General features: G+C 64.7%; 20 protein-coding genes, 1 tRNA gene and 1 pseudogene. 8 read left to right on the plus strand and 14 right to left on the minus strand.

The window, feature by feature from the left end:
* Positions 1–6: 6 nt before the first annotated feature.
* Both ACFWB0_RS09430 and nuoN read left to right on the plus strand, forming a co-directional pair.
* Positions 7–1,686 carry an NADH-quinone oxidoreductase subunit M gene (locus ACFWB0_RS09430; protein ID WP_378490179.1) on the plus strand — a complete coding sequence of 560 codons (1,680 nt, stop codon included), beginning with the start codon at positions 7–9 and terminating at the stop codon, positions 1,684–1,686.
* The gene (gene nuoN, locus ACFWB0_RS09435; protein ID WP_378490180.1) at positions 1,683–3,314 is read left to right on the plus strand and encodes an NADH-quinone oxidoreductase subunit NuoN; all 1,632 of its coding nucleotides are present in this window, start codon (positions 1,683–1,685) and stop codon (positions 3,312–3,314) included. Before ACFWB0_RS09430 ends, nuoN begins: the two co-directional genes overlap by 4 nt.
* A gap of 18 nt (positions 3,315–3,332) precedes the next feature.
* On the opposite strand, the gene ACFWB0_RS09440 is transcribed toward nuoN, so the two are convergent.
* From ACFWB0_RS09440 to ACFWB0_RS09455, 4 genes are read right to left on the minus strand one after another with little or no spacing between them, the layout of a single operon-like run.
* The gene (locus ACFWB0_RS09440) at positions 3,333–4,124 is read right to left on the minus strand and encodes a glycerophosphodiester phosphodiesterase (RefSeq protein WP_378490181.1); all 792 of its coding nucleotides are present in this window, start codon (positions 4,122–4,124) and stop codon (positions 3,333–3,335) included.
* Entirely contained in the window at positions 4,121–5,509 is a 1,389-nt protein-coding gene (locus ACFWB0_RS09445; protein ID WP_378490182.1) for an ABC transporter substrate-binding protein, read from the minus strand. The genes ACFWB0_RS09440 and ACFWB0_RS09445 overlap by 4 nt, the downstream gene beginning before the upstream one ends.
* A 54-nt stretch (positions 5,510–5,563) precedes the next feature.
* A complete protein-coding gene (locus ACFWB0_RS09450; protein ID WP_378490183.1) occupies positions 5,564–6,463 on the minus strand; it encodes a carbohydrate ABC transporter permease in 900 nt (299 codons plus the stop codon).
* Entirely contained in the window at positions 6,460–7,422 is a 963-nt protein-coding gene (locus tag ACFWB0_RS09455) for a carbohydrate ABC transporter permease (protein WP_378490240.1), read from the minus strand. Before ACFWB0_RS09455 ends, ACFWB0_RS09450 begins: the two co-directional genes overlap by 4 nt.
* Before the next feature lie 315 nt (positions 7,423–7,737).
* Between ACFWB0_RS09455 and ACFWB0_RS09460 the strand changes: the two genes are divergently transcribed.
* Complete coding sequence (locus ACFWB0_RS09460; RefSeq protein WP_378490184.1) at positions 7,738–8,586, plus strand: DeoR/GlpR family DNA-binding transcription regulator; 849 nt, start codon at positions 7,738–7,740, stop codon at positions 8,584–8,586.
* Positions 8,586–9,266, plus strand: coding sequence for an HAD family hydrolase (locus tag ACFWB0_RS09465; protein ID WP_378490185.1), 681 nt, complete (start codon positions 8,586–8,588; stop codon positions 9,264–9,266). Before ACFWB0_RS09460 ends, ACFWB0_RS09465 begins: the two co-directional genes overlap by 1 nt.
* Before the next feature lie 78 nt (positions 9,267–9,344).
* Here ACFWB0_RS09465 and ACFWB0_RS09470 read toward each other — a convergent pair whose 3' ends face one another.
* The 3 genes from ACFWB0_RS09470 to ACFWB0_RS09480 all read right to left on the minus strand — a co-directional run bounded on the left by ACFWB0_RS09470 (position 9,345) and on the right by ACFWB0_RS09480 (position 12,668).
* Positions 9,345–10,427 (minus strand): ABC transporter ATP-binding protein, encoded by a 1,083-nt coding sequence (locus ACFWB0_RS09470; RefSeq protein WP_378490186.1) that lies wholly within the window; start codon positions 10,425–10,427, stop codon positions 9,345–9,347.
* A 511-nt stretch (positions 10,428–10,938) separates the two neighbouring features.
* Complete coding sequence (gene tnpB / locus ACFWB0_RS09475) at positions 10,939–12,420, minus strand: IS607 family element RNA-guided endonuclease TnpB (protein ID WP_378490187.1); 1,482 nt, start codon at positions 12,418–12,420, stop codon at positions 10,939–10,941.
* Entirely contained in the window at positions 12,420–12,668 is a 249-nt protein-coding gene (locus tag ACFWB0_RS09480) for a hypothetical protein (RefSeq protein ID WP_378490188.1), read from the minus strand. The genes tnpB and ACFWB0_RS09480 overlap by 1 nt, the downstream gene beginning before the upstream one ends.
* 272 nt (positions 12,669–12,940) lie before the next feature.
* On the opposite strand from ACFWB0_RS09480, the gene ACFWB0_RS09485 reads away from it, so the two are divergent.
* Complete coding sequence (locus tag ACFWB0_RS09485) at positions 12,941–13,108, plus strand: hypothetical protein (protein ID WP_378490189.1); 168 nt, start codon at positions 12,941–12,943, stop codon at positions 13,106–13,108.
* Positions 13,109–13,144: 36 nt separating this feature from the next.
* Here ACFWB0_RS09485 and ACFWB0_RS09490 read toward each other — a convergent pair whose 3' ends face one another.
* Positions 13,145–13,357: a transposase gene (locus ACFWB0_RS09490; protein ID WP_378490190.1), complete on the minus strand. Its 213-nt coding sequence runs from the start codon at positions 13,355–13,357 to the stop codon at positions 13,145–13,147.
* An 11-nt stretch (positions 13,358–13,368) separates the two neighbouring features.
* On the opposite strand from ACFWB0_RS09490, the gene ACFWB0_RS09495 reads away from it, so the two are divergent.
* Entirely contained in the window at positions 13,369–14,673 is a 1,305-nt protein-coding gene (locus tag ACFWB0_RS09495; protein WP_378490191.1) for an RNA-guided endonuclease InsQ/TnpB family protein, read from the plus strand.
* Between the two features lie 46 nt (positions 14,674–14,719).
* Here the strand turns inward: ACFWB0_RS09495 and ACFWB0_RS09500 are convergent.
* The 4 genes and pseudogenes from ACFWB0_RS09500 to ACFWB0_RS09515 form a co-directional block, all read right to left on the minus strand.
* Positions 14,720–14,884, minus strand: a pseudogene (locus ACFWB0_RS09500) (SDR family NAD(P)-dependent oxidoreductase); the annotation flags it as partial.
* Entirely contained in the window at positions 14,881–15,105 is a 225-nt protein-coding gene (locus tag ACFWB0_RS09505) for an Atu4866 domain-containing protein (RefSeq protein ID WP_378490192.1), read from the minus strand. The gene ACFWB0_RS09505 and the pseudogene ACFWB0_RS09500, both read right to left, overlap by 4 nt.
* Before the next feature lie 144 nt (positions 15,106–15,249).
* Positions 15,250–15,753: a hypothetical protein gene (locus tag ACFWB0_RS09510; protein WP_378490193.1), complete on the minus strand. Its 504-nt coding sequence runs from the start codon at positions 15,751–15,753 to the stop codon at positions 15,250–15,252.
* Between the two features lie 414 nt (positions 15,754–16,167).
* Positions 16,168–16,244, minus strand: a tRNA-Leu gene (locus ACFWB0_RS09515).
* Between the two features lie 111 nt (positions 16,245–16,355).
* Here ACFWB0_RS09515 and ACFWB0_RS09520 point away from each other — a divergent pair.
* Both ACFWB0_RS09520 and polA read left to right on the plus strand, forming a co-directional pair.
* Complete coding sequence (locus ACFWB0_RS09520) at positions 16,356–16,967, plus strand: ANTAR domain-containing response regulator (RefSeq protein WP_378490194.1); 612 nt, start codon at positions 16,356–16,358, stop codon at positions 16,965–16,967.
* 75 nt (positions 16,968–17,042) lie between these two features.
* Complete coding sequence (gene polA / locus ACFWB0_RS09525) at positions 17,043–19,766, plus strand: DNA polymerase I (RefSeq protein WP_378490195.1); 2,724 nt, start codon at positions 17,043–17,045, stop codon at positions 19,764–19,766.
* Positions 19,767–19,852: 86 nt separating this feature from the next.
* On the opposite strand, the gene trxA is transcribed toward polA, so the two are convergent.
* Together trxA and ACFWB0_RS09535 are read right to left on the minus strand one after the other, a co-directional pair.
* Entirely contained in the window at positions 19,853–20,224 is a 372-nt protein-coding gene (gene trxA / locus ACFWB0_RS09530) for a thioredoxin (RefSeq protein WP_378490196.1), read from the minus strand.
* A gap of 112 nt (positions 20,225–20,336) precedes the next feature.
* Positions 20,337–21,350 carry a GlxA family transcriptional regulator gene (locus tag ACFWB0_RS09535; RefSeq protein WP_378490197.1) on the minus strand — a complete coding sequence of 338 codons (1,014 nt, stop codon included), beginning with the start codon at positions 21,348–21,350 and terminating at the stop codon, positions 20,337–20,339.
* Between the last annotated feature and the right edge of the window lie 69 nt (positions 21,351–21,419).

Raw genomic sequence — 21,419 nt, forward strand, 5'->3', positions numbered from 1 at the left:
CCGAGCATGAACGAATTTCCGTGGTTGACGATCCTGTGGGTGCTCCCGGTCGTCGGTGCCGTCCTCGTCCTCGCGTTGCCCGCGCGGATGCGGACCCTCGCCAAGAGCGTTGCCGTCGTCGCCGGGGTGCTGACCCTCGCGGTCGCCGTGGTGCTCGCGGCGATCTTCGAACCCGGTGGCGAGCAGTTCCAGTTCGTCGAATCGCACACGTGGATTCCCGCGTTCGGCGCCGGCTACACGCTCGGCATCGACGGCATCGCGCTGGTGCTCGTGCTGCTGACCACGGGGCTCGTGCCGCTGCTTCTCATCGCCGGATGGCACGACGACCGGCACGCTATCGCGGAGGCCGCGCCCGCATCCAGGCCCCGCGCCGCCCACACCTACACGGCGCTGATTCTGCTCGTCGAGGCGATGGTGCTCATCTCCTTCGTCTCGCTCGACATCCTGCTGTTCTACGTTTTCTTCGAAGCGATGCTCATTCCGATGTACTTCCTCATCGGCGGGTTCGGTGGTCGCGGAAGCGAGCGGACCCAGCGTTCCCGAGCCGCGGTGAAGTTCTTGATCTACAACCTGTTCGGTGGCCTGATCATGCTGGCGGCCGTCATCGGCCTGTATGTGGTCACCGCGCAGGCCGGGCTGGGGGAGTCGGGCACGGTCGGCACCTTCGACTTCCGGCGCATCGTCGAAGCCGCGTCAACGGGTGAACTCGGCGCGACTCCTGCGGTACTGAACGCGCTGTTCCTCGGATTCATGTTCGCGTTCGCCGTCAAGGCCCCACTGTGGCCGCTGCACGGCTGGCTTCCCGACGCGGCGGTGCAGACCACACCGGTGTCCGCGGTGCTCATGATGGCGGTGGTCGACAAGGTCGGTACGTTCGGCATGCTGCGGTACTGCCTGCAGCTGTTTCCCGATGCCTCGACGTTTTTCGCGCCGTTCATCGTGACCCTCTCGGTGATCGGCATCGTCTACGGCGCGATGCTCGCGATCGGGCAGACCGACGTCATGCGACTGATCGCGTACACCTCCATCTCGCACTTCGGGTTCATCATTCTCGGTATCTTCGCGATGACCAGTCAGGGCCAGGCGGGGTCGACGCTGTACATGGTCAACCACGGCATCTCCACCGCGGCGTTGTTCCTGATCGCAGGGTTCCTGGTGTCGCGGCGCGGTTCCCGCGCAATCGCGGCGTACGGCGGTGTCCAGAAGATCGCACCGATCCTCGCGGGCACGTTCCTCGTGGCGGGGCTTGCCACCCTGTCATTGCCGGGTCTCGCGCCGTTCGTCAGCGAATTCCTCGTCTTCGTCGGCACCTATCCGCGATATCAGGTCGCGGCGATCATCGCGACCATCGCGCTGGTCCTGTCTGCGATGTACGTGCTCTGGCTGTACCAGCGCATGATGGGTGGGCCGGTGCACGGCGGCTCATCGGCCGACGACCCGGGCGACGGGCACGGAACGTCGATCACCGATCTGGTGCCCCGCGAAATCCTCGTGGTCGCGCCGCTCATCGCATTGTTGATCGTCCTCGGTGTCTACCCGAGACCGGTGCTCGACGTGATCACCCCCGCGGTCGACCACACCCTCGTCATCGTCGGCGAACAGGATCCCGAACCGCTCGTGCCACCCGAGCGGCCCGTGGCAGAAAGGGAAGCCGGTATCGGCTCCGGAGGAGGTGCACACCGGTGAGGTCTTTCGACAGCGTCGACAGCACAGTGGTTCTCGCCCAATCGTTGCCGGCTCCCGCCATCGATTACGGCGTGCTCAGTCCGATGCTCATCGTGTTCGGTGTGGCTGTTGCGGGGGTGATCGTCGAAGCATTCGCACCGACCCGCGGACGCTACGCGAGCCACCTGGTGCTGGCTTTCGGTGGCCTGATCGCGGCACTCGTCGCGGTGGTGCTGCTCGCCGGAACCGAGACCACCACGGTTGCCGGTGCAGTCGTTGTCGACGGCCCGGCCCTGTTCCTGCAGGGTGCGATCCTGATCGTGTCGATTCTCGCGGTTGCGCTCGTCGCCGAACGGGGTGTCGAGGGCGCGCGGGCGACGGTGGATGCCGCAATAGCTTCCGTCGGCGCTCGATCGACACGGACTCGAACGGACGCGTTCACTCCGCAGGCCGCGTCGGTACCCGGCAGCGCCGCCGAACGGGAAGCTGCCCAGGCGGGGATCGCCCGCACCGAGGTGTTTCCGCTGATGCTGTTCGCGGTCGGCGGCATGATGCTCTTCCCCGCGTCGGACGACCTCCTCACGATGTTCATCTCGCTCGAAGTGCTGTCGCTGCCGCTGTATCTGCTCTGTGGGTTGTCGCGTCGGCGGCGGCTGCTGTCGCAGGAGGCGGCGCTCAAGTACTTCCTGCTCGGCGCATTCTCTTCGGCATTCTTCCTCTACGGTGTTGCGTTGTTGTACGGGTACTCGGGAACCATCACCCTCGCGGGTATCGCCGACACAGTGGCATCGGGTACCGGCAGCGACACCACGGCTCTCATCGGCGTCGGTCTGCTGTCGGTAGGCCTGCTGTTCAAAATCGGTGCGGTGCCGTTCCATTCGTGGACACCCGACGTCTATCAAGGCGCACCCACCGCGGTGACCGCGTTCATGGCGGCCGCCACGAAGATCGCGGCGTTCGGAGCGCTGCTCCGCGTGCTCTACGTCGCGGTACCGGGCCTGAGTGCCGAGTGGCGCCCGATCCTGTGGGCCGTCGCCATCGCCACCATGCTGGTCGGGGCCGTGCTCGCGGTGACGCAGACCGACGTCAAACGGATGCTGGCGTATTCGGCGATCAGCCACACCGGATTCGTGCTCACCGGTGTCGTTGCCGCCAACGAGCAGGGAATCTCGTCGACGCTGTTCTATCTGTTCGTCTACGGGATCGGCACGGTCGGAGTGTTCGCCGTGGTCACCCTGGTCCGCGACCCGGACGGTGAAGCGTGGGATCTGTCCCGCTGGGAGGGGGCCGGCCGTCGTTCACCGATGCTCGGCGGCGTGTTCGCCCTGTTCCTGTTGTCGATGGCAGGGATCCCACTCACTGGCGGTTTCATCGCAAAGCTGAGCGTGTTCAGCGCTGCGATCTCGGGCGGTGCGGTGCCGCTGGTGATCGTCGGTGTGGTCGCGAGCGCGATCGCCGCCTACTTCTACGTGCGGGTGATCGTGCTCATGTTCTTCCACGACCCTCCGGCCGATGCGCCCGCGATCGTGATGCCGAGCGTGCTCACCACAGTCACCATCGCGGTGACCGCCGTGATCACGCTGGCGCTCGGCATTCTGCCGCAGCCGTTGCTCGATCTGGCCGGGCAGGCCGCTCCTTTCCTGTCTTGAGCGGCCTGCCCGTGTGCGTCAGCTCGACGACTGCTCTCGGGCCTGCGCGAGCCACTCGACACCCGCGCGGGGATCGTCGACAGTACCGCCGTTGAAGCCGAGTTCGAGTCCGCGGCGCACCTCGTCGAGGCTGCGGACCGGCCAGGCCGCCATCTCGTAGCCGGCGATGTGGATCCGCGCGACGAGTTCGTCGGTCAGACCCTCCCAACCGCAGTAGAACGCCGTGGCCTCGACCTCGGCGAGCACCGTCTCGATCGCGTCCGGGTGACGCTCTGCGTCCGGGTAGCCGTGCGTGATCAGTCCTCGGCTGATCTCCGGTGCGAGTGCGTGCATGCGTCGCAGTGCCTCAGGCTGGAAGCTCGTGAACCGGATGCGCTCGGCGTCGGCAGGGTGCAACTCGGCCACGACCCGGGCGATCTCGTCACACGCTTCCACGGCCTTGATCTCGACCTGCAGTGGCACGGTGGTCGTGGCGATCACTTCCGCGAGGGTCGGCACGTAGCGGCCTTCGCCGACGTCGACCGCCTTGATCTGCTCGTATGTCAGCTCTGCAATCGGGCCGAGCCCACGACCGTCCTCGTCAGCGGCGGTGCGGTCGAGGGTCGCGTCGTGCAACACGATCGCGACACCGTCGGCGGACAGACGGATGTCGAATTCGAGTTCGTGGACGCCGATCTCCTCGGCGAGCCGGAACGATTCGAGCGTGTTCTCCGGCGAGATATCCCGTGCGCCGCGGTGTCCAACGACGGCATACGTGTCGCGGCGGCCGTTCCTCTTTGTCGTATCGTGTGTCGTATCGGTGGTCATCATGCAACGAGCTCCTCGTACTGCGGACGGATGTCTTCGATGTCGCGGCGCATGACCGCGGCGGCGGCGCCGAGTGCGGCCGCGGGGTCGGCGTTCTCGGTGTAGAGCTTCTGGATGACGGTGCGCATCTCGAGGATGGTCGAGCCCACATACAGGCGGGCAGGATCGGGCTGGCGGGCCCGGTCGAGCTGCTCCACCGCGAGTCCGTAGTTGGGATCCTCGGCGATGCGCGAGGTGACGATCGGCGACTGGGTGGCGCCCTTCGTCGCGGGCAGGTAGCCGGTACCGACAGCCCACTCGGCGGCTTGCTCGTCACCGGAAAGGAACTCGATGACCTTCGCTGCCGCGGCCTTGCGCTCGGGGTCCGCGTTCTTGAGAATGCCCAGTCCGGCGCCACCGGTAGGGACCCCGGTGTCGGCTCCGACCGGGAGGAAGCCGGCGCCCAGTTCGAAGCCCGCGGCCTCTGCGCCCTTGGTCAGACCGGTGAGCGATCCCGTGGAGTTGGTGATCGTCGCGACGAGTCCGTTGGTGAAGTCGGTGTTCATCTCCTGGGCCAGGTAGCCGATCTTGTCGTCGTTGACGCAGGCGCGGTCGAATTCGGCCGCCGCGATCGCCTCGGCGGAGTCGACCGTCACGTCCAAGCCCTCGGACAGCGCTCCGCCGTAGTTCCACAGCAGACCCTGGAAATACCAGTCGTCGGATCCGGTGTAGGCGCGCATCATCAGCTTGTTGCCGCGGTAGTCGCGGCCGGTGATCCGGTTGCCCCAGTCCCGGAACTCGTCCCACGTCTCGGGGGCGCGGTCGGGCAGACCGGCCTGCGCGAAGACCTCCTTGTTGTAGTAGAACAACGGTGTCGACCGGCCGAACGGCAGCCAATACGGTTCGTCGCGCACGACGCCTTCGGCATAGAGCCGGTCGTGGTAGGTGTCGGCGTTCCACGTGTCGCTGAAATAGCTGCTGAGCGGTTCCATATGACCCGACAGGAAGAACTTGTTCCACGACACATCGGAGAAGATGGCGAGCTCGGGAACCTGCCGGGCCTGTAGACCGGCGGACAACTTCTCGGTCAGGCCGTCGTAGCCCTGGAACACCTGGACCTCGACGTAGATGTCCTGCTGCGACTCGTTGAACTTGTTGATGAGATTCGCGAGAACTTCACCGTTGGTGCCCGACCATCCACTCCAGAACACGACATTCTGTCGTCCCGCGAACTGGGACGGGGGAGCGACGTCGGGCTGGGCGAAGCCTCCCGACGCCGAGCCGCCCCCGGGCGCACCACAGGCGGAGAGTATCGGGATCGACGCGGCTGCGCCGCCGGCAATGGTCAGGAAGCGGCGACGGCTGAGCTGCGATGCACTCAGCGCACGTCCTCGGGTGAACAGCGACATGGGATTTCTCCTGGGTTTCGAAATGTGATGGAAGCGTGGGAAATCGAAAGGACGTCAGCGGCGGACTGCCGCACCGGCGAGACCGTCGACGATGTAGCGCTGGGCGAGCAAAAAGAGCAGCAACATCGGCAGAATCACCAGGCTCGTGCCCGCCATGATCGGGCCCCACTGGTCGACGCCCTCGGTCTCCTTGAGGAACATGAGACCGATCGGGAGGGTGCGGGCCTGAAGGGTGTTGGTCACCAGCAGTGGCCAGATGAAGTCGTTCCATTCGTCGATCACCGCAATCAATGCGACCGTCACCACCGCAGGTTTCGACATCGGCAGCACGAAATGAATGAGCCGGCGCAGGTGACCGCAGCCGTCGAGTTCGGCGGCCTCGAGGACTTCCTTGGGGAGCGACAGGAAGTGCTGCCGGAGAAGAAAGGTCCCGAATGCACTGGCCAGGCCGGGCAGGAAGATGCCGGCATAGGTGTTGAGCAGCCCGAGGTTGCCGATCGTGATGTAGTTGATCAGTAGCGTCACGTGACCGGGCACCATGAGCGCGCCGAGCACCGCGAAGAACACGAACTTCTTGCCCGGAAACCGTAGGAACGCGAAGGCGTAGGCACTGAAGACGGCAAGCAGGACCTTGAGTGTCGACCCGGCAGCCGTGACGATCACGGAGTTGACGAAGAACTGCCCGAACGGCACTGCCTCCCATGCACGTGCGAAGTGATCGAACGTGATCGTCGAGGGAATCCACTGCAGCGGCCACTGGTAGATCTCGGCCTCGGGTTTGAACGCCGAGGACAGCATCCAGTAGAAGGGAACGAGGAATACCAGGCCGACAGCAATCAGGCCGAGGGTGCCACCGAGACTGCGAATCCGGAACCTGCGGGGGCGTCCTGCAGCGGCGTCGACCGGGGTGATGGGCGGTGACTGTTCCGACTGGCGTGCGATCGTGGTGGTCACCGGTAATGAACCTTCTTCTCGACGAACCGCATCTGGACGACCGTGACGACCATCAGCAGAACGAACATGATCATCGCGCCTGCCGCGGCGGATCCGGCCTTGAACTGGCGGAACCCTTCGTTGTAGATGAACCAACTCAACGTGGTGGTCGCGCCGGCGGGGCCGCCGCCGGTCATCATCGCAATGAGGTCGAACGATTGGAACGCCCCGATCACCTGGGTGACCAGCAAAAACAGAGTGGTCGGCGACAACAGCGGCAATTTGACGTACCGGAAGATCTGCCACCGGTTCGCGCCGTCGAGTCGTGCGGCTTCCAGCACGTCACCGGGAAGGGACTGCAGTGCAGAGAGATACACGATCGCGACGAAGCCCACACCCTTCCAGATCGCGACGATGAGCAGTGCCGGCAGCGCCCACTGGCTGGAGGTCGTCCAGTGCGGTGAGTCGAGCCCGAACAGGGAGAACAGGGCGCGGGAGAGACCGTAGTTGGGATCGAAGAGGAACAGCCACACCGCGGCGACCGCGGCACCCGAGAGGATGTGCGGCGAGAAGGCAAGTGCTGAGGCCGCGGATCGCCCGCGCGCCTTGGTGGTGAAGAGCAGTGCCAGAGCGAGCCCACCGATCAGGCTCACACCCACTATTACGACGACCCAGATGACCGTGATGCGCAGGACCCGCAGGAACGACGGGTCGGTGAGCAGGTGAATGTAGTTCTCGAGCCCCACGAAGGTGGGACTCGGCGCGATCATGTCCCACCGAGTCAGGCTCAAGTAGGCGTTTCCGATGACGGGCCAGTAGGCGAACACGGCAATCAGTGCCAGGTTCGGAAACGCGAACAGGGCGAACAGGAAATACTCCCGTCTGCGGCGACGGGATCGATTGCGGTGTGGCGCCCGCTCCGCAACAGGAAGTTCACGAGGCTCTGTCGATGTCGTCCGCGCCGGGCGCTGGGCTGTCATGGACACGTCCACCCTCCTTTCGAAATATCAATCGAGTGTTATCAAGTCTGGGGCCGCGATCATGGTGGCACTCGGTGACGAAACCGTCAACGCGTCTTCGGTGCCCTCGTCGGGTTGGATGCCGTCTTGTTAGGACGATTGAAAGTGATTGTGGAACAATGAAATCAGAGTTTCGAAGCATTCCTGATCGAACTCTGTACGGGTAGGGTTCGAGTGAAATCCGGTGATTCTTCGGCATCTGTTCATGACCCGTTAATCACAACAAGGTGATATAAAGCTCTCGACGTCACGAGTGCAGAGGAAGGTCGACCGAACATGTCGCAACGGATCATCAGTCACTCCCGACGGGAACGCCTCGACGCGATCCTCGAATGCCTGCTCGCCGATGAGACAGAATCGGCGCAGTCGCTCGCCACACGGTTCGGAGTCTCGCTCATGACCGTGCACCGCGACCTCGACGAACTGCAACGGCGCGGTGTCGTCCGTAAGTTCCGAGGTGGTGTGAGCGTTGCGCGTACCAGCACATACGAGATCAGCGCACCCCTGCGGCGTCTCGTGGCCGTACCGCAGAAGAAGGCGATCGCCGCGGCCGCCGCGCGGATGGTCGGACCGGGGCAGTCCATACTCCTCGACGATTCAACCACTGCCGCAATGATGCTCGACCACCTGCTCGGGGTCGAAGAGCTGTACATCGTGACCAACTACCTACCGACGCTGACCCGCATCGCGCACGAGGGCGGTCCCACTGTTGCTGCGATCGGTGGGACTTTCGACGTCGGGCACGAGTCTTTTCTCGGAGTGGGTGCAGTCGGCGCGATTCGGGCAGTACGTGTCGATATCGCGTTCTTCTCGACCACCACTGCGGACGTCGACGGCATCTACCACCAGGAGGAGTCCATCGTCGCGGTGAAGTCCGAGATGATGCGTTCGTCGCGGCGGCGGGTGCTGCTCGTCGATTCCGGCAAGCTCGGCGACACGTCGCTGCATCAGGTCGCGGATTGGGGCGCGGTGGACCACCTTGTCACCGATGCAGGTGCAGACGCGGACCTCCTCGGCACGTTGCGGTCACACGGAGTAGCTGTCACCGTCGTCGACCCAGCCCTTCACAGCACAGATTCAGGATCCGGCACCGATGCCGCAGATCAGGACAACGAGGAGAAATAGTGACCAAGGTAGATTCCGGCGTACACGCCGTCTTGTGGGATATGGATGGCACACTTGTCGACACCGAACCGTACTGGTTTCGCGCCGAGACGGAACTCTGTGCAGCGTATGGTGTCGCGTGGAGCGATGAGCAGGCGTCGGCCCTCGTCGGTAATGCGCTTCCGGCGTCGGCCGCAGTGTTGCGTGATGCCGGTGTGGGCCTCGAGATCCGCGAGATCATCGACACCCTCCTCGATTCCGTGATCGGACAGATCCGGCAGGCGGTGCCGTGGCGGCCGGGAGCGCGAGAACTTCTCGCCGAGGTGCATGCCGTCGGCATCCCCTGTGTGATGGTGACGATGAGTGAGAAGCGGCTCGCGATGGAGATCGTGGACCTTCTGCCGGTGGGAACGTTCGAGTTCTTGGTCACCGGCGACATGGTCGTCCGAGGCAAACCCGATCCCGAGCCGTACCGGATCGCAGTCGAGAAACTCCGTGCCACCTGGGGGGATCTATCTCTCGACCGGATCGTGGCGATCGAAGATTCGCTGCCGGGGCTGGCATCGGCCACCGCCGCCGGTGTCGTCACCATCGGTGTACCCAATATGGTGGCGCTGCCCGACGGTCCCGGGCATACCGTGTGGTCGAGCCTCGAAGGGCGCGGTGTCGCGCACCTGAAGGAACTCGTCGGCGGTCTCTGACGAACGTGTCGTGTCCTGCCCGGAGCGGGTGGAACCGGTCGCTACCGGTCCCACCCGCTCTATGTAAGACCTGGGGCATCACGCGCTGAGGCGCAGTCCGGTCTTGTGGTCGAACACGTGCAGACCCGACGCATCCGGGCGCACACGTACGACCGAATCAGCACGCGGAGGGGCCGCGCCATCAGTGCGCACGGTGACCGGATGGCGCGATTCTCCGATGCTCATGTGCCCGTACAGGTATGCATCGGCACCGAGCTCCTCGACCATGTCCACCACCATGTCGATGCCGTCCCCGTCGCCGGTCAGTCGCAGCGACTCGGGTCGGACACCGATCGTCACGGAATCAGCTTGCACGGCACCGAGTATCGATCGCTCCACGGGAACAGTGATGCCGGCAAAGTCGACTCCGCCGTCGATGACCGGGACATCGAGCAGGCTCATCGCCGGTGATCCGATGAACCCGGCGACGAATCGGTTCGCGGGACGTGCGTAGAGGTTTCGCGGGGTGTCGATCTGCTGGAGGACACCTCCGTCGAGAACTGCGACGCGATCTCCCATCGTCATCGCCTCGACCTGATCGTGGGTGACATACATCGTGGTCACCCCGAGAGTGCGGGTGAGCCGCGCGATCTCGTTACGCGTCTGCACACGCAACTTCGCGTCGAGGTTGGACAGCGGCTCGTCCATCAGGAACACCTGCGGGCTGCGCACGATGGCCCGGCCCATGGCAACGCGCTGGCGTTGCCCACCCGATAGGGCCTTCGGCTTGCGATCGAGATACGGTTCGAGGTCGAGCATCCTGGCCGCCTCGACGATGCGCCGAGTGCGCTCCTCTTTGGACACTCCACCGATCTTCAACGCGAAGCCCATGTTCTCGGCAACCGTCATATGCGGGTACAACGCGTAGTTCTGGAAGACCATCGCGATGTCGCGGTCCTTCGAATCGACATCTGTGACATCGCTGTCGCCGATGAACAACCTGCCGTCGTCGATCTCTTCGAGACCGGCGAGCATGCGCAGCGTGGTGGTCTTTCCACAGCCCGATGGTCCGACGAGCACGAGGAACTCGCCGTCGGCGATCTCGAGGTCGAGCCGGTCTACCGCTGCCCGGTCGGAATCAGGGTAGCGGCGGGTCACTCCTGTGAATGTGACTGTGGCCATGAGGACTTCCTTTCACGGGCAGGAACGTGCCCGACGATCCGTGGTGAAGGGACGTGCGTCCGATCCCTTGCATTTCACTCCGTGTGAGTGAACGAACTCCGGGGCTGTGGTGAACGGCTGGTGTCGTACGCGACGACACTCGAGACGCCGTCCTTCCGGAACCGTGATGCGGCGGTACCGCAGCGGCCGGCGGTGTTCGACTTGCCGGCGCCTCGGTTCGTCGCTCGGTAGGTGCAGTGCACCCACCCACGGCCGTCCGATTCGGAACTACCATCGGAGAATGCCTTCCAGCGAACTCGGAGATTTCCTTCGGTCACGTCGTGCACGGGTATCTCCCGCGGAGGTAGGACTTCGCAGCTATGGCACTCGGCGGGTCCAGGGGCTTCGGCGTGAGGAAGTTGCGATCACCGAGGGGCTCAGTTCCGACTACTACACCCGATTGGAGCGGGGGCGAGAACGAAACCGTTGCCTTCTGGTGAGCAAACGTGAGCACGCTTTGTTTGCTTTCCCATCAGGCAGCCTCACCTTCCGATGAGACAGTCCCGGTCTCACCCAGCGACTGCTGGCGCCGGGTTGACGCTTCATCGCCTGCTGCGTTGACCACTTCCGTAGTCGCGGACTCCCGCGTGGCTCCACGTCCGTCTCCACCCGAATCGGTGGCGGCCGGGCTACTCCCGGTACCGGTCCCCGTGTCACCCGTGCGCTGGGTCTCGCCGAGGCGGGCGAGGTTGATCGCGGCATTACGATCACGATCGATCGTCAATCCGCAGTGCTCACACACATACGTTCGGTCCGCGAGGGTCAGGTTTGGTTTTCGCCTGCCACATCCCGAACACGTCTTCGATGATGGGTAGTACCGGTCGGCCTCCACCAGCGTGGAGCCGTACCAACAGCTCTTGTAGGACAGCATCCGCCGAATTTTGGCCAACGCCGCGTCCGCGAGCGCCAGGTTCAGGCCCTTCTTCCGACTACCCCCCGCCGAACGCATCCCACTCGCGTTCAACGTCTCCACCGTGATCACCTGATGCCGCTGCGCCAATGCGGTGGTGGCCTTGTGCAGCACATCGCGGCGCACCGCAGCCGCATGCGCGTGGGTGCGGCCGATCCGGCGTTGCTGCCTGATCCACCGCTTCGACGGCCGTCGTTTCGTCTTGGTCGACGGATCGTAGGGGCCGTGCTGCCGCGCGGCTCTGCGCTGCAAGGCCCGCAGTCGGTCCTGGGCTGCGGTCAGGGACTTCGGTGCCGGGACCCGGTCGAGTTCGCGTCCGTCCGGTGTGGCGACGACCATCAGAGAGTCGGCTTTGACGCCGACGTCGACACCGACCACCGGTTCACCGAGTCCCACATGAGCGGGTTCCTCGACCGCGCGGTGCACGAGGACCTGAAAGGCGACGTGCCACCGACCGGCCGAATCCTCGGACAGGGTGGCAGACAGAATCCGGGCGGTGCCCGCCGCGATCCGGCGGGCGAGTTTGCGGGTGGATTCGCAGGTGTGGAGCCGCCCCAGCCTCGGGAGGGTGAGATGATGCCGGTCGGTCTCGACTCGGATGGTGCCGGTGGTGAATCGCACCGATCGGCGGGACCGGGCGGTCTTGAAGCGAGGGAACCCGATGGTTTTCCCCGCCCGCTTGCCTTTGCGGGATTTCGACCAGGAGTCCAATCCCCGAGCGAGCGCATCCAACCCGGAGTTGTAGGCCTCCTTCGAGTTCTCGGCCCACCACGGCGCCACCACGTCCTTGCGGGCGTTCCACTGCTTGCGCAATGCGGGCAGTGACCATCCCAATGCGGGTGTCAACTCGTCGTCGGCGATGCCGTAGGTGCGTTCGGCCTGCCGCTGGTTCATCACCGCTTTCACGGCAGCGAGCATCGTGTTGTGCGCCTTACGAGCCCCACCCGCGTGAGAGCGGAACGCCCGCACCTGCGCCGGGGTCGGGTCGAGCGTGAACGTGTAGGCCTGCGCGGTCCATCCGTCCGGGATCTCGAACCGAGCCATCACCCGACCTCCAGCTCGGGTATGTCCTGCGTGGTGGTGACCGGCCGCATCGCACAAGTGCGCGCATGGTTGTGGCGGTAGAACCGGCGACACCTCGAGGTCGGATCCTCGAGGAGGTCCCGCACCGGATCGTGTTGCTGGCCATGGTCGCCCGCCACGATCCGGCGGTCCTGCGCAGATAGGGCGGCCACCGTCGGATGCAGGGCTCCGAGCCGGGCGAGGCGGCCGTGGTACGTCACGATGATCATGCTCGCAGAGGGGTCCGACATTTAGCCTGTGGGAGCGCCCACTCGGCCGGCTTCAGACGCCTTGTGAAACACATTCGATCATGTTTGTTCACATTTGCTCACAGAATGTCGAGCAGTTCGTAGCCCCTCCGTGCAGGTTCTCGACGCCCTCTCTCGCGCGTTGCGGCTCGACGCAGATCAAGGAGATGCACCTGCACCGGTTGGCTGGGCTGGTGCCGAGCATCCACGGGTCAGGTGCACCCGAATCCGTCGGTTCCGCACTCCTCCAGTTGATGGATACATTCGATTCCACCCCGGCATTCGTACTGAATCGGACGCTCGACATCGTTGCACGCAACCCGCTCGCCGTGGCGCTCTTCTCGCCGTTCACCAGTGCCGACAATCTCGTGCGGATGGTGTTCACCGATCCGGTGGGCAGGTCCTTCTACCGATCTCGGTGAGAGTGCTCCATCGTTCACGGTGGAGGTGAATCACCTTCACTCAGGGCGACGTTGAGACGTCACGTACTCGGCAATCACCGACAACGGCGCGCCGCCCGCAGTCCCGCAGTAATACGAGCGGGACCATAAATGCCCACCCCACAGGTACCGGGAAAGGTGCTCCGCATGATCTTCTCGCAGTCCACCAAGATCGGTCCGGTGAACGCACCCCGGCGGAATTTTGTGACAAACACCAAATGCACATGACAATCCCAGAGAGCATGTCTACCACGTCGGACAAGGTCAACATCAGTCATGACACCAAATGCTATCGTGCTGGTGTGTTGAAGCGATACCGCTACCGCGCCTATCCCACAGGGGAACAGCACAGGGCGCTGTCGCGACTGTTCGGGTGCTGCCGGGTGGTGTTCAACGACGCGCTTGCCGCCCGCGAGTCCGCCCGCAAAGCCGGAAACCCTGTGCCCGGCAAAAGCGAGTTGTCGGCGGCGCTGACCGCCGCGAAAACGACTCCCGAACGGGCGTGGTTGGCCGTGGTGTCGTCGGTGCCGTTGCAGCAGTCGTTGGCGGATCTGCATCGCGCGTATGCCAACTTCTTCGATTCCCGCACCGGGAAACGTAAAGGCCGCAAGGTCGGTGCGCCGCGGTTCAAGAGGCGGACACATCGCCAGTCTGCTCGTTTCACCCGTAACGCCGGGTTCTCGGTTCTCGAGCCGGGCGGTGGTATCGGCCTGGTGCGGTTGCCGAAGATCGGGCGTGTGCGGTACGAGTCGTCGCGGCCGTTGCCGGCGGACCCGTCGAGTGTGACGGTGATCCGGGAGGCGGACGGCCGGCACTATGTGTCGTTCGTGGTCGACGAGCCGGAGCCGGTGGTGGTGTCGACCCTGCCGGCTCGGGCTGCCGGTGTGGATGTGGGGTTGACGGATCTGGCGGTGATCGTCTATGACGACGGTACTCGCGAGAAGATCGACAATCCTCGCTGGTTGCGGTCGAAGGAACGAGGAGTGGCCCGTGCGCAGCGGGCGTATTCACGCACCATGAAGGGGTCGAAGAATCGGGACAAGGCGCGTCGGAGGGTGGCGGCGGCGCACCGGAAGGTGCGCGAGACGCGCCTGGATCACCATCACAAGCTGGCATTGAGGTTGGTCCGCGAGAACCAAGCGGTTGCCCTCGAGGGGTTGTCGGTGGTGGGTTTGGCGCGCACGAGGGTGGCGAAGTCGGTGCACGATGCCGGCTGGTCGACGCTGACCCGGTTGATCGAGGAGAAGGCCGCCCGGTATGGCGCGGTGGTGCACACGATCAGTCGGTGGGAACCGACGTCGCAGGTATGCGCGGGTTGCGGGGTGCGGGACGGGAAGAAGCCGTTGGATGTGCGGGTGTGGGTGTGCCCGTCGTGCGGGCTGGTGCTGGATCGGGATTACAACGCCGCTGTGAATGTGTTGCTCGCCGCCGGGCTGGTGGAGAGGGTAAACGCTTGTGGAGGGAGCGTAAGACGTGTGCTTGCATGCGCGGACCCGGTGAAGCAGGAACCCGCTGAACAGACCGCACCATCTGGTGAGGCTGCGTAGGAATCCTCCGTGTTCACGCGGGGGAGGAAGTCAATCTGCGAAACGCTGCGACGCCGCCGGCCGCGATGATCTCTTGCACCAGGTGCTCGAGGTGTTCGGTACGCCGCGCACCGAGAAACACCTGGTGGCCCTCGTCTGCGAGGGTACGTGCCGTCGCGGCGCCGATCCCGCTGCTCGCTCCCGTGATCAGGACTGTTTTGGGTTCGATCACGACAGTGCGTCCTCTCGGTACAGGACGAGATGCTCATGAAAGAGCACGCCGTCGCGAAGATCTCCGGTTGCGGTGAAACCGCTGTCGTCGACGTACTCGAGATGGCTCCCTGTCACCGTGTAACTTCCGGTGTACGCACTCCGCCGTGCTCCACGGGCCTCGTCGTAGCGCCCATCGGACCGCAACTCCTGGCGAATGAAGCCATCCGCTGTCACCCACATGCCGACGACCTCGGCCCGGTTCTCGGTTTCGTTCTTCCCATGACAACCCTTTCTCGACTCGGTGATCCGAGTCTTGCGAGATTCAGGGCGCGTGGGCAGGACGTGGTGAGACCGGGTGCCGCGCACCCTGGCGGGCTACGGGCGTCAACCTCCGTGGCCGAGTGGGTTCCGATGCACCGTGGAGTGGCCGTTGTCGCGTACGAGAACATCGTCGAACGCGGCGATGAGGCCGTCCGGGAACCACCGCGCCCCATGGTCGCTGCTGGTTGCGACGACGGTGAGGTTGCGGTCTCGTGCGGTGGTCACCAGATCGGTCAGGCGCTCGCGGTCGGGGAGATCCAACTTTGCGATCGTCGTCGAGAGTCCCGCGAGCAGCAACAGCCGCTTGGGTCCGGCGGCTGCTGAGTCCAACTCTGTGAGCATGCGACCGATCCCCTCCGGGGTGTCCGCCCAGGATGCGCCCCAGTCGGTTGCGTTCCGGGACCCGGCGAGCCAGTGATGGCGATGATGGGGATCGGCGACGAACAACTCGTGGGTGCGCCTGGACAGCACGCCCGTCGCCATGAGCGTGAGGGGCAGATTGGGGAAATTCTCGGTGTCGCGTTGATGCACGAGCAGGTTGCGTCCGGCAGTCACTTCCCAGGACACGATTGCGCCCGCGCTGTCGCGCCCGAACGGGATGACGAGACTGTCCGCACGATTCTGAGAGCGGCATACAGCGCGGACCCGGGCGTTGTCGCCGCGGGACCGGCCGGAATGCGACCGAACCGCGTTTGAACAGCTTCGATGCGTGGGCGGGATGACGGGATGCGCCATGGCGTGGTCCGTTCCGTGTCGGCGATGTCCGAATCTGTGTTCGATACCGCAGTCAGGTTAGCGGCAGGCACCGACAGGAGTTCGCGCGTTCGAGTCGGTCACCATTCCCGACCGGCGTGTCGTGCCTCTATGTGTGACCTGTCCGGCGAAGGTGGGATGTGATGGAGTGGCTGCAGTATCGCCGGCCGAACCGTGCACCGGGCGCGACGGCGTGTCCCAGACCTGCTTCGACTCAGAAGAGTCCCGTGGTGCCCCCGGTGAGACTCGAACTCACACTGGACGGGTTTTGAATCCGTTTCCTCTGCCAATTGGGATACGGGGGCGTGGTGCGGAGATCACTGTAAGGGATGGATGGACGGGGCGTGAACACCGGTACCCTTCTAACGTTCGATTCCCTCACGGGGGCATCCGCAGCGAGAGGGGAAGGGCCCGTCATGACAGCCGTGCCGCAGGACGACAACGCCGCGACGAAGAGAGTCGTCGTCGCCGAAGACGAGGCGTTGATCAGGCTCGATCTGGTCGAAATGCTGCGGGAAGAGGGATACGACGTGGTCGGCGAAGCGGGCGACGGGCAACGCGCCGTGGAGCTCGCGGAGGAACTGAAACCCGACCTCGTGATCATGGATGTGAAGATGCCGCGCCGCGACGGAATCGACGCTGCATCCGAAATCGCACAGAAGCGCATCGCTCCTGTGGTCATTCTCACAGCATTCAGTCAGCGTGAACTCGTCGAACGGGCGCGTGACGCGGGAGCCATGGCGTACCTGGTCAAGCCGTTTTCGAAGAGCGACCTGGTCCCGACCATCGAGGTGGCGGTGAGTCGGTTCGCCGAAGTCCGCGAACTCGAACGCGAAGTCCAGGGGTTGTCCGAGCGGTTCGAGACCCGCAAGCTCGTCGACCGGGCCAAGGGGGCGCTGATGGACAAGCATGCGATGACCGAACCGGAGGCCTTCCGCTGGATCCAGCGCGCGGCGATGGACCGGCGCACCACGATGAAGCAGGTCGCCGAGGTGATCATCGAGAGCCTGGGGGAGACCGCCGGCTGAGTGTCGGCGCGGGTTGCACCGCCCAGTTCGTCCGGGTGGTCGTGGACGTCGTACCCGGTCCCTAGACTGGCACGCGTGACCCGTGCATCTGCTTCGCCCTCGACCACCCCGGCCGCCGACGACCGCCCGACCCTTCTGCTGCTCGACGGACATTCGCTGGCGTTCCGCGCGTTCTATGCGCTACCGGCCGAGAACTTCAGAACCACCAGCGGGCAGACCACCAACGCGGTGTACGGGTTCACCTCGATGCTCATCAACCTTCTGCGCGACGAGAAGCCGTCTCACGTCGCGGCCGCATTCGACGTGAGCCGCAAGACATTCCGCGCCGAGATGTATGCCCCCTACAAGGCTCAGCGCAGCGCTGCTCCCGACGAATTCAAGGGCCAGATCGATGTCACCAAAGAGGTGCTCGGTGCCATGGGTATCCCCGTCATGGCGGAGGAAGGGTACGAGGCCGACGACATCATCGCGACCCTCACCACCCAGGCCACGGCGCTCGGCTACAAGGTGCTCGTCGTCACCGGCGATCGCGACGCACTGCAGTTGGTCACGGACGACGTCACCGTGCTCTACCCGAAACGGGGTGTCTCCGAACTGACGCGCTTCACACCCGAGGCCGTGGAAGAGAAGTACGGGCTCACCCCGGCGCAGTACCCGGACTTCGCGGCACTCCGCGGAGATCCGAGCGACAACCTCCCCGGCATCCCCGGTGTCGGGGAGAAGACCGCCACCAAGTGGATCCGCGAATTCGGCAGCCTCACGGATCTGATCGATCGCGTCGACGAGGTTCGGGGCAAGGTCGGTGACGCACTGCGCGAGAATCTGTCGAACGTGCTGATGAATCGTCAGCTCACCGAGATGGTGCGCGAAGTACCGCTGCCGTACGCGCCGGAGGCCCTCACCCTCGCACCGTGGGACCGCGACCGGATCCACCTCTTGTTCGACGACCTCGAATTCAGGGTTCTGCGCGATCGTCTCTTCGAGACACTCACGTCGGCCGAACCCGAGGCCGACGAGGGATTCGAGGTGCGCGGCGGCGTCGTCGAACCGGGTGAACTCGCCGCCTGGTTGGCCGAACATGCGCCTGCCGGGCAGCGGCACGGACTGTCGGTCGCCGGCTCCGGCACCCCCTACGGGGGCGACACGTCGGCCGTCGCGATCGCGGCAGCCGACGGCGAGGGCGCGTATGTGACGACAGTGTCGCTGACCCCGGAGGACGACACGGCCCTTGCCGCGTGGCTCGCCGATCCCGCCGTGGAAAAGGCTCTGCACGAAGCGAAGTCGGCCGTGCACGCGCTACGAGGTCGCGGCTGGAGTCTCGCCGGCGTCACCAGCGACACCGCGTTGGCGGCCTATCTCGTACGCCCCGGACAACGCAGCTTCAAACTCGACGACCTCTCACTGCGTTACCTCAAGCGCGAACTGCGCGTCGAAGATACCGGCGCCCAGCAACTGTCGTTGCTCGACGACGAGGACGCCACCGACAAGCAGGCCGCCGAAGGCGAGATCCTGCGGGCCCGCGCCGTCGTCGACCTCGCTGCGGCGCTCGATTCCGAACTCGCCGACATCGAGTCTGCGCGGTTGCTCACCGAGATGGAACTGCCGTTGCTCGAGGTGCTCTCCGACCTCGAGGCCACCGGTATCGCGGTCGATTCCACGCACTTGCACGACCTGCAGGCGGGCTTTGCCGCCGATGTCACCGTCGCGGCGAACGCCGCGTACGAGGTGATCGGTAAGCAGATCAACCTCGGCTCACCCAAGCAGCTGCAGGTCGTGCTGTTCGACGAACTGGAGATGCCGAAGACCAAGAAGACCAAGACCGGCTACACCACCGACGCCGACGCCCTGCAGAACTTGTTCGAGAAGACCGGACATCCGTTCCTCGAGCATCTGCTCGCGCACCGCGAGTCCACCAGGATGAAGACCACCGTCGACGGCCTCATCAAGTCCGTGGCCGACGACGGTCGCATCCACACCACTTTCAACCAGACGGTCGCGGCAACGGGGCGTCTGTCCTCCACCGAACCGAACCTGCAGAACATCCCGGTACGCACCGACGCCGGACGGCAGATCCGCAACGGCTTTGTGGTGGGTAACGGATACGACCTGCTCCTGACCGTCGACTACAGCCAGATCGAGATGCGCATCATGGCGCACCTGTCCGGAGACGAAGGCCTGATCGAGGCGTTCAACACGGGCGAGGACCTGCACAGTTTCGTGGGTTCCCGGGCGTTCGGTGTGCCGATCGAAGAGGTCACCGCAGAGCTGCGTCGACGGGTCAAGGCGATGTCCTACGGCCTGGCCTACGGGCTGAGTGCTTACGGTCTCGCGCAACAGCTGAAGATCTCGACCGACGATGCTCGCGAGCAGATGGAGGCGTATTTCACCCGTTTCGGTGGCGTGCGCGACTACCTGCACAATGTCGTCGAGGAAGCCCGCAAGGTGGGCTACACCTCGACTCTCTACGGGCGCCGCCGCTACCTGCCGGACCTCACGAGCGACAACCGGCAGCGCCGAGAGGTCGCCGAACGGGCTGCGCTCAATGCGCCGATTCAGGGCACCGCCGCCGACATCATCAAGGTCGCGATGATCGACGTGCAGAAAGCACTCGGCGACGCCGGCCTGCAGTCGCGGATGCTGCTGCAGGTCCACGACGAACTCGTACTCGAGGTCACCACCGACGAACGTGAGCGTGTCGAGGAGATCGTCCGCAGCAAGATGGATTCGGTGATCGAACTGTCGGTGCCGCTCGAGGTGTCGGTCGGCTACGGCCGCAGCTGGGACGCCGCGGCCCACTGACCGCAGCACTGTCTGCCGGCAGGTCCTATCGACAGCAGCGCGGCCCGATCCCGAGAGGGAATCGAGCCGCGCTGTGGTGGATCGGGTCAGCCCTGGGCGTTCGACGCTTCGTCGATCTGCTTGCGCACATCGTCCATGTCGAGAGCCTTGATCTGGGAGACGAGGTCTTCGAGTGCGGCCGGCGGCAGTGCGCCCGCCTGGTTGTAGACCAGGATGCCTTCGCGGAACGCCATGATCGTGGGGATCGAGCGGATGTTCGCGGCTGCCGCGATCGACTGCTCGGCTTCGGTGTCGACCTTCGCGTGTACCACGTCGGGATGCTTATCCGACGACGATTCGAACGTCGGTGCGAACTGCTTGCAGGGGCCGCACCAATCGGCCCAGAAGTCCACGAGCACGATGTCGTTGTTGGTGACGACCTCGTCGAAGGTCTGCTGGGTGAGAGCTTGGGTTGCCACGGTGGTCCTTTCGGTTCGGTCGTGTCGACGGGTGCAACAGCGAGCCGCCCCCTTTTCTTCCGCCACGCTACGCGAGGCCGGTCACCCGGGGGCGGCGCTTGCGCGGTTCACATCACTCGACCGGGGCCAACTCTGCGGACCGGAAGGCCCGGCGGTACGCCTGGGGTGTGGTGCGCCGTAGACGCAGGAAATGCTGTCTGAGCACCGACGCGGTGCCGAAGCCGACACGGTCCGCGACCACGTCGATCGGCAGATCGCTGTTCTCGAGAAGCTGCTGTGCTGCGAACACCCGCTGATCGCGGATCCACCGAGCAGGCGTTGTACCGGTTTCCTGCGTGAACCGTCGCGCGAAGGTCCGTAAAGACATGTGTGCGTGTTCCGCGAGGACATTCACCGACAGTTCGTGGTGGAGATGCTCGGTGATCCAGTCGAGCAGCGGGGCGATCGAGTCGTCGGTGCACTCGGGAAGCGGTGTGGCCACATACTGGGCCTGCCCGCCGTCGCGGTGCGGCGGGACGACCATGCCCCGCGCGATCGTGTTGGCCACGTGTGAACCTTGCGCGTTGCGCACGATGTGCAGGCACAGATCGACGCTGGCGGCGGTACCGGCGCTCGTCAGCACCGGATCGTCGTCGACGTACAACACATCGCGATCGACTCGCGCCGACGGGTACATCGCGGCGAGACGGTCTGCGTATCGCCAATGGGTGGTGCAGCGGTGGCCGTCGAGGATGCCGGCGGCGGCGAGGACGAACGCTCCTGTGCACAGGCTCGCGACCGGCACCTCTCGGTCGACCGCGGTCCGCAATTTCTCGAACAATGGCTCGAGGACGGCAAGACTCGCACTGCCGCTGTGTACGAACTCGGGGTCGGTGAGCGACCCGGCCGCGGTGCCACCCGGCGGCACGATGATCAAGTCGGCGTCATCGAGTCGGTCGAGGTCGTACGGTACATCGATGGAGTAGCCGTATCTCGTGGCGACGGGTTCGGTACTGCCCGCGACGAGCGTGAAATCGTATGCAGGCAGGCCGTCGGCCGAGAGGTCGCTTCCGAAGACCTCGCAGGCGACGCCGAGTTCGAACATTTCGATGTTCGGAAGGAGTGGGACGACCACGTTGCGGAGCATGAAATCGAGTGTCCTCGCAGCGTGGCAGAAAATCGACAAATCATCGTGATCCTGCCACCGAGCATGTCC

This window comes from Rhodococcus sp. NPDC060086 (genome assembly GCF_042730275.1).
GTDB lineage: Bacteria > Actinomycetota > Actinomycetes > Mycobacteriales > Mycobacteriaceae > Rhodococcus.

Excerpts from the sequence above, each read along its gene's own strand:
- ACFWB0_RS09430 (WP_378490179.1), top strand. The coding sequence starts at position 7 with ATGAACGAATTTCCGTGGTTGACGATCCTGTGGGTGCTCCCGGTCGTC.
- ACFWB0_RS09440 (WP_378490181.1), bottom strand. The coding sequence starts at position 4,124 with ATGATGACCACCGATACGACACACGATACGACAAAGAGGAACGGCCGC.
- ACFWB0_RS09445 (WP_378490182.1), bottom strand. The coding sequence starts at position 5,509 with ATGTCGCTGTTCACCCGAGGACGTGCGCTGAGTGCATCGCAGCTCAGC.
- ACFWB0_RS09455 (WP_378490240.1), bottom strand. The coding sequence starts at position 7,422 with ATGACAGCCCAGCGCCCGGCGCGGACGACATCGACAGAGCCTCGTGAA.
- ACFWB0_RS09460 (WP_378490184.1), top strand. The coding sequence starts at position 7,738 with ATGTCGCAACGGATCATCAGTCACTCCCGACGGGAACGCCTCGACGCG.
- ACFWB0_RS09470 (WP_378490186.1), bottom strand. The coding sequence starts at position 10,427 with ATGGCCACAGTCACATTCACAGGAGTGACCCGCCGCTACCCTGATTCC.
- tnpB (WP_378490187.1), bottom strand. The coding sequence starts at position 12,420 with ATGGCTCGGTTCGAGATCCCGGACGGATGGACCGCGCAGGCCTACACG.
- ACFWB0_RS09480 (WP_378490188.1), bottom strand. The coding sequence starts at position 12,668 with ATGATCATCGTGACGTACCACGGCCGCCTCGCCCGGCTCGGAGCCCTG.
- ACFWB0_RS09485 (WP_378490189.1), top strand. The coding sequence starts at position 12,941 with ATGGATACATTCGATTCCACCCCGGCATTCGTACTGAATCGGACGCTC.
- ACFWB0_RS09495 (WP_378490191.1), top strand. The coding sequence starts at position 13,369 with ATGTCTACCACGTCGGACAAGGTCAACATCAGTCATGACACCAAATGC.
- ACFWB0_RS09505 (WP_378490192.1), bottom strand. The coding sequence starts at position 15,105 with ATGTGGGTGACAGCGGATGGCTTCATTCGCCAGGAGTTGCGGTCCGAT.
- ACFWB0_RS09520 (WP_378490194.1), top strand. The coding sequence starts at position 16,356 with ATGACAGCCGTGCCGCAGGACGACAACGCCGCGACGAAGAGAGTCGTC.
- ACFWB0_RS09535 (WP_378490197.1), bottom strand. The coding sequence starts at position 21,350 with ATGCTCCGCAACGTGGTCGTCCCACTCCTTCCGAACATCGAAATGTTC.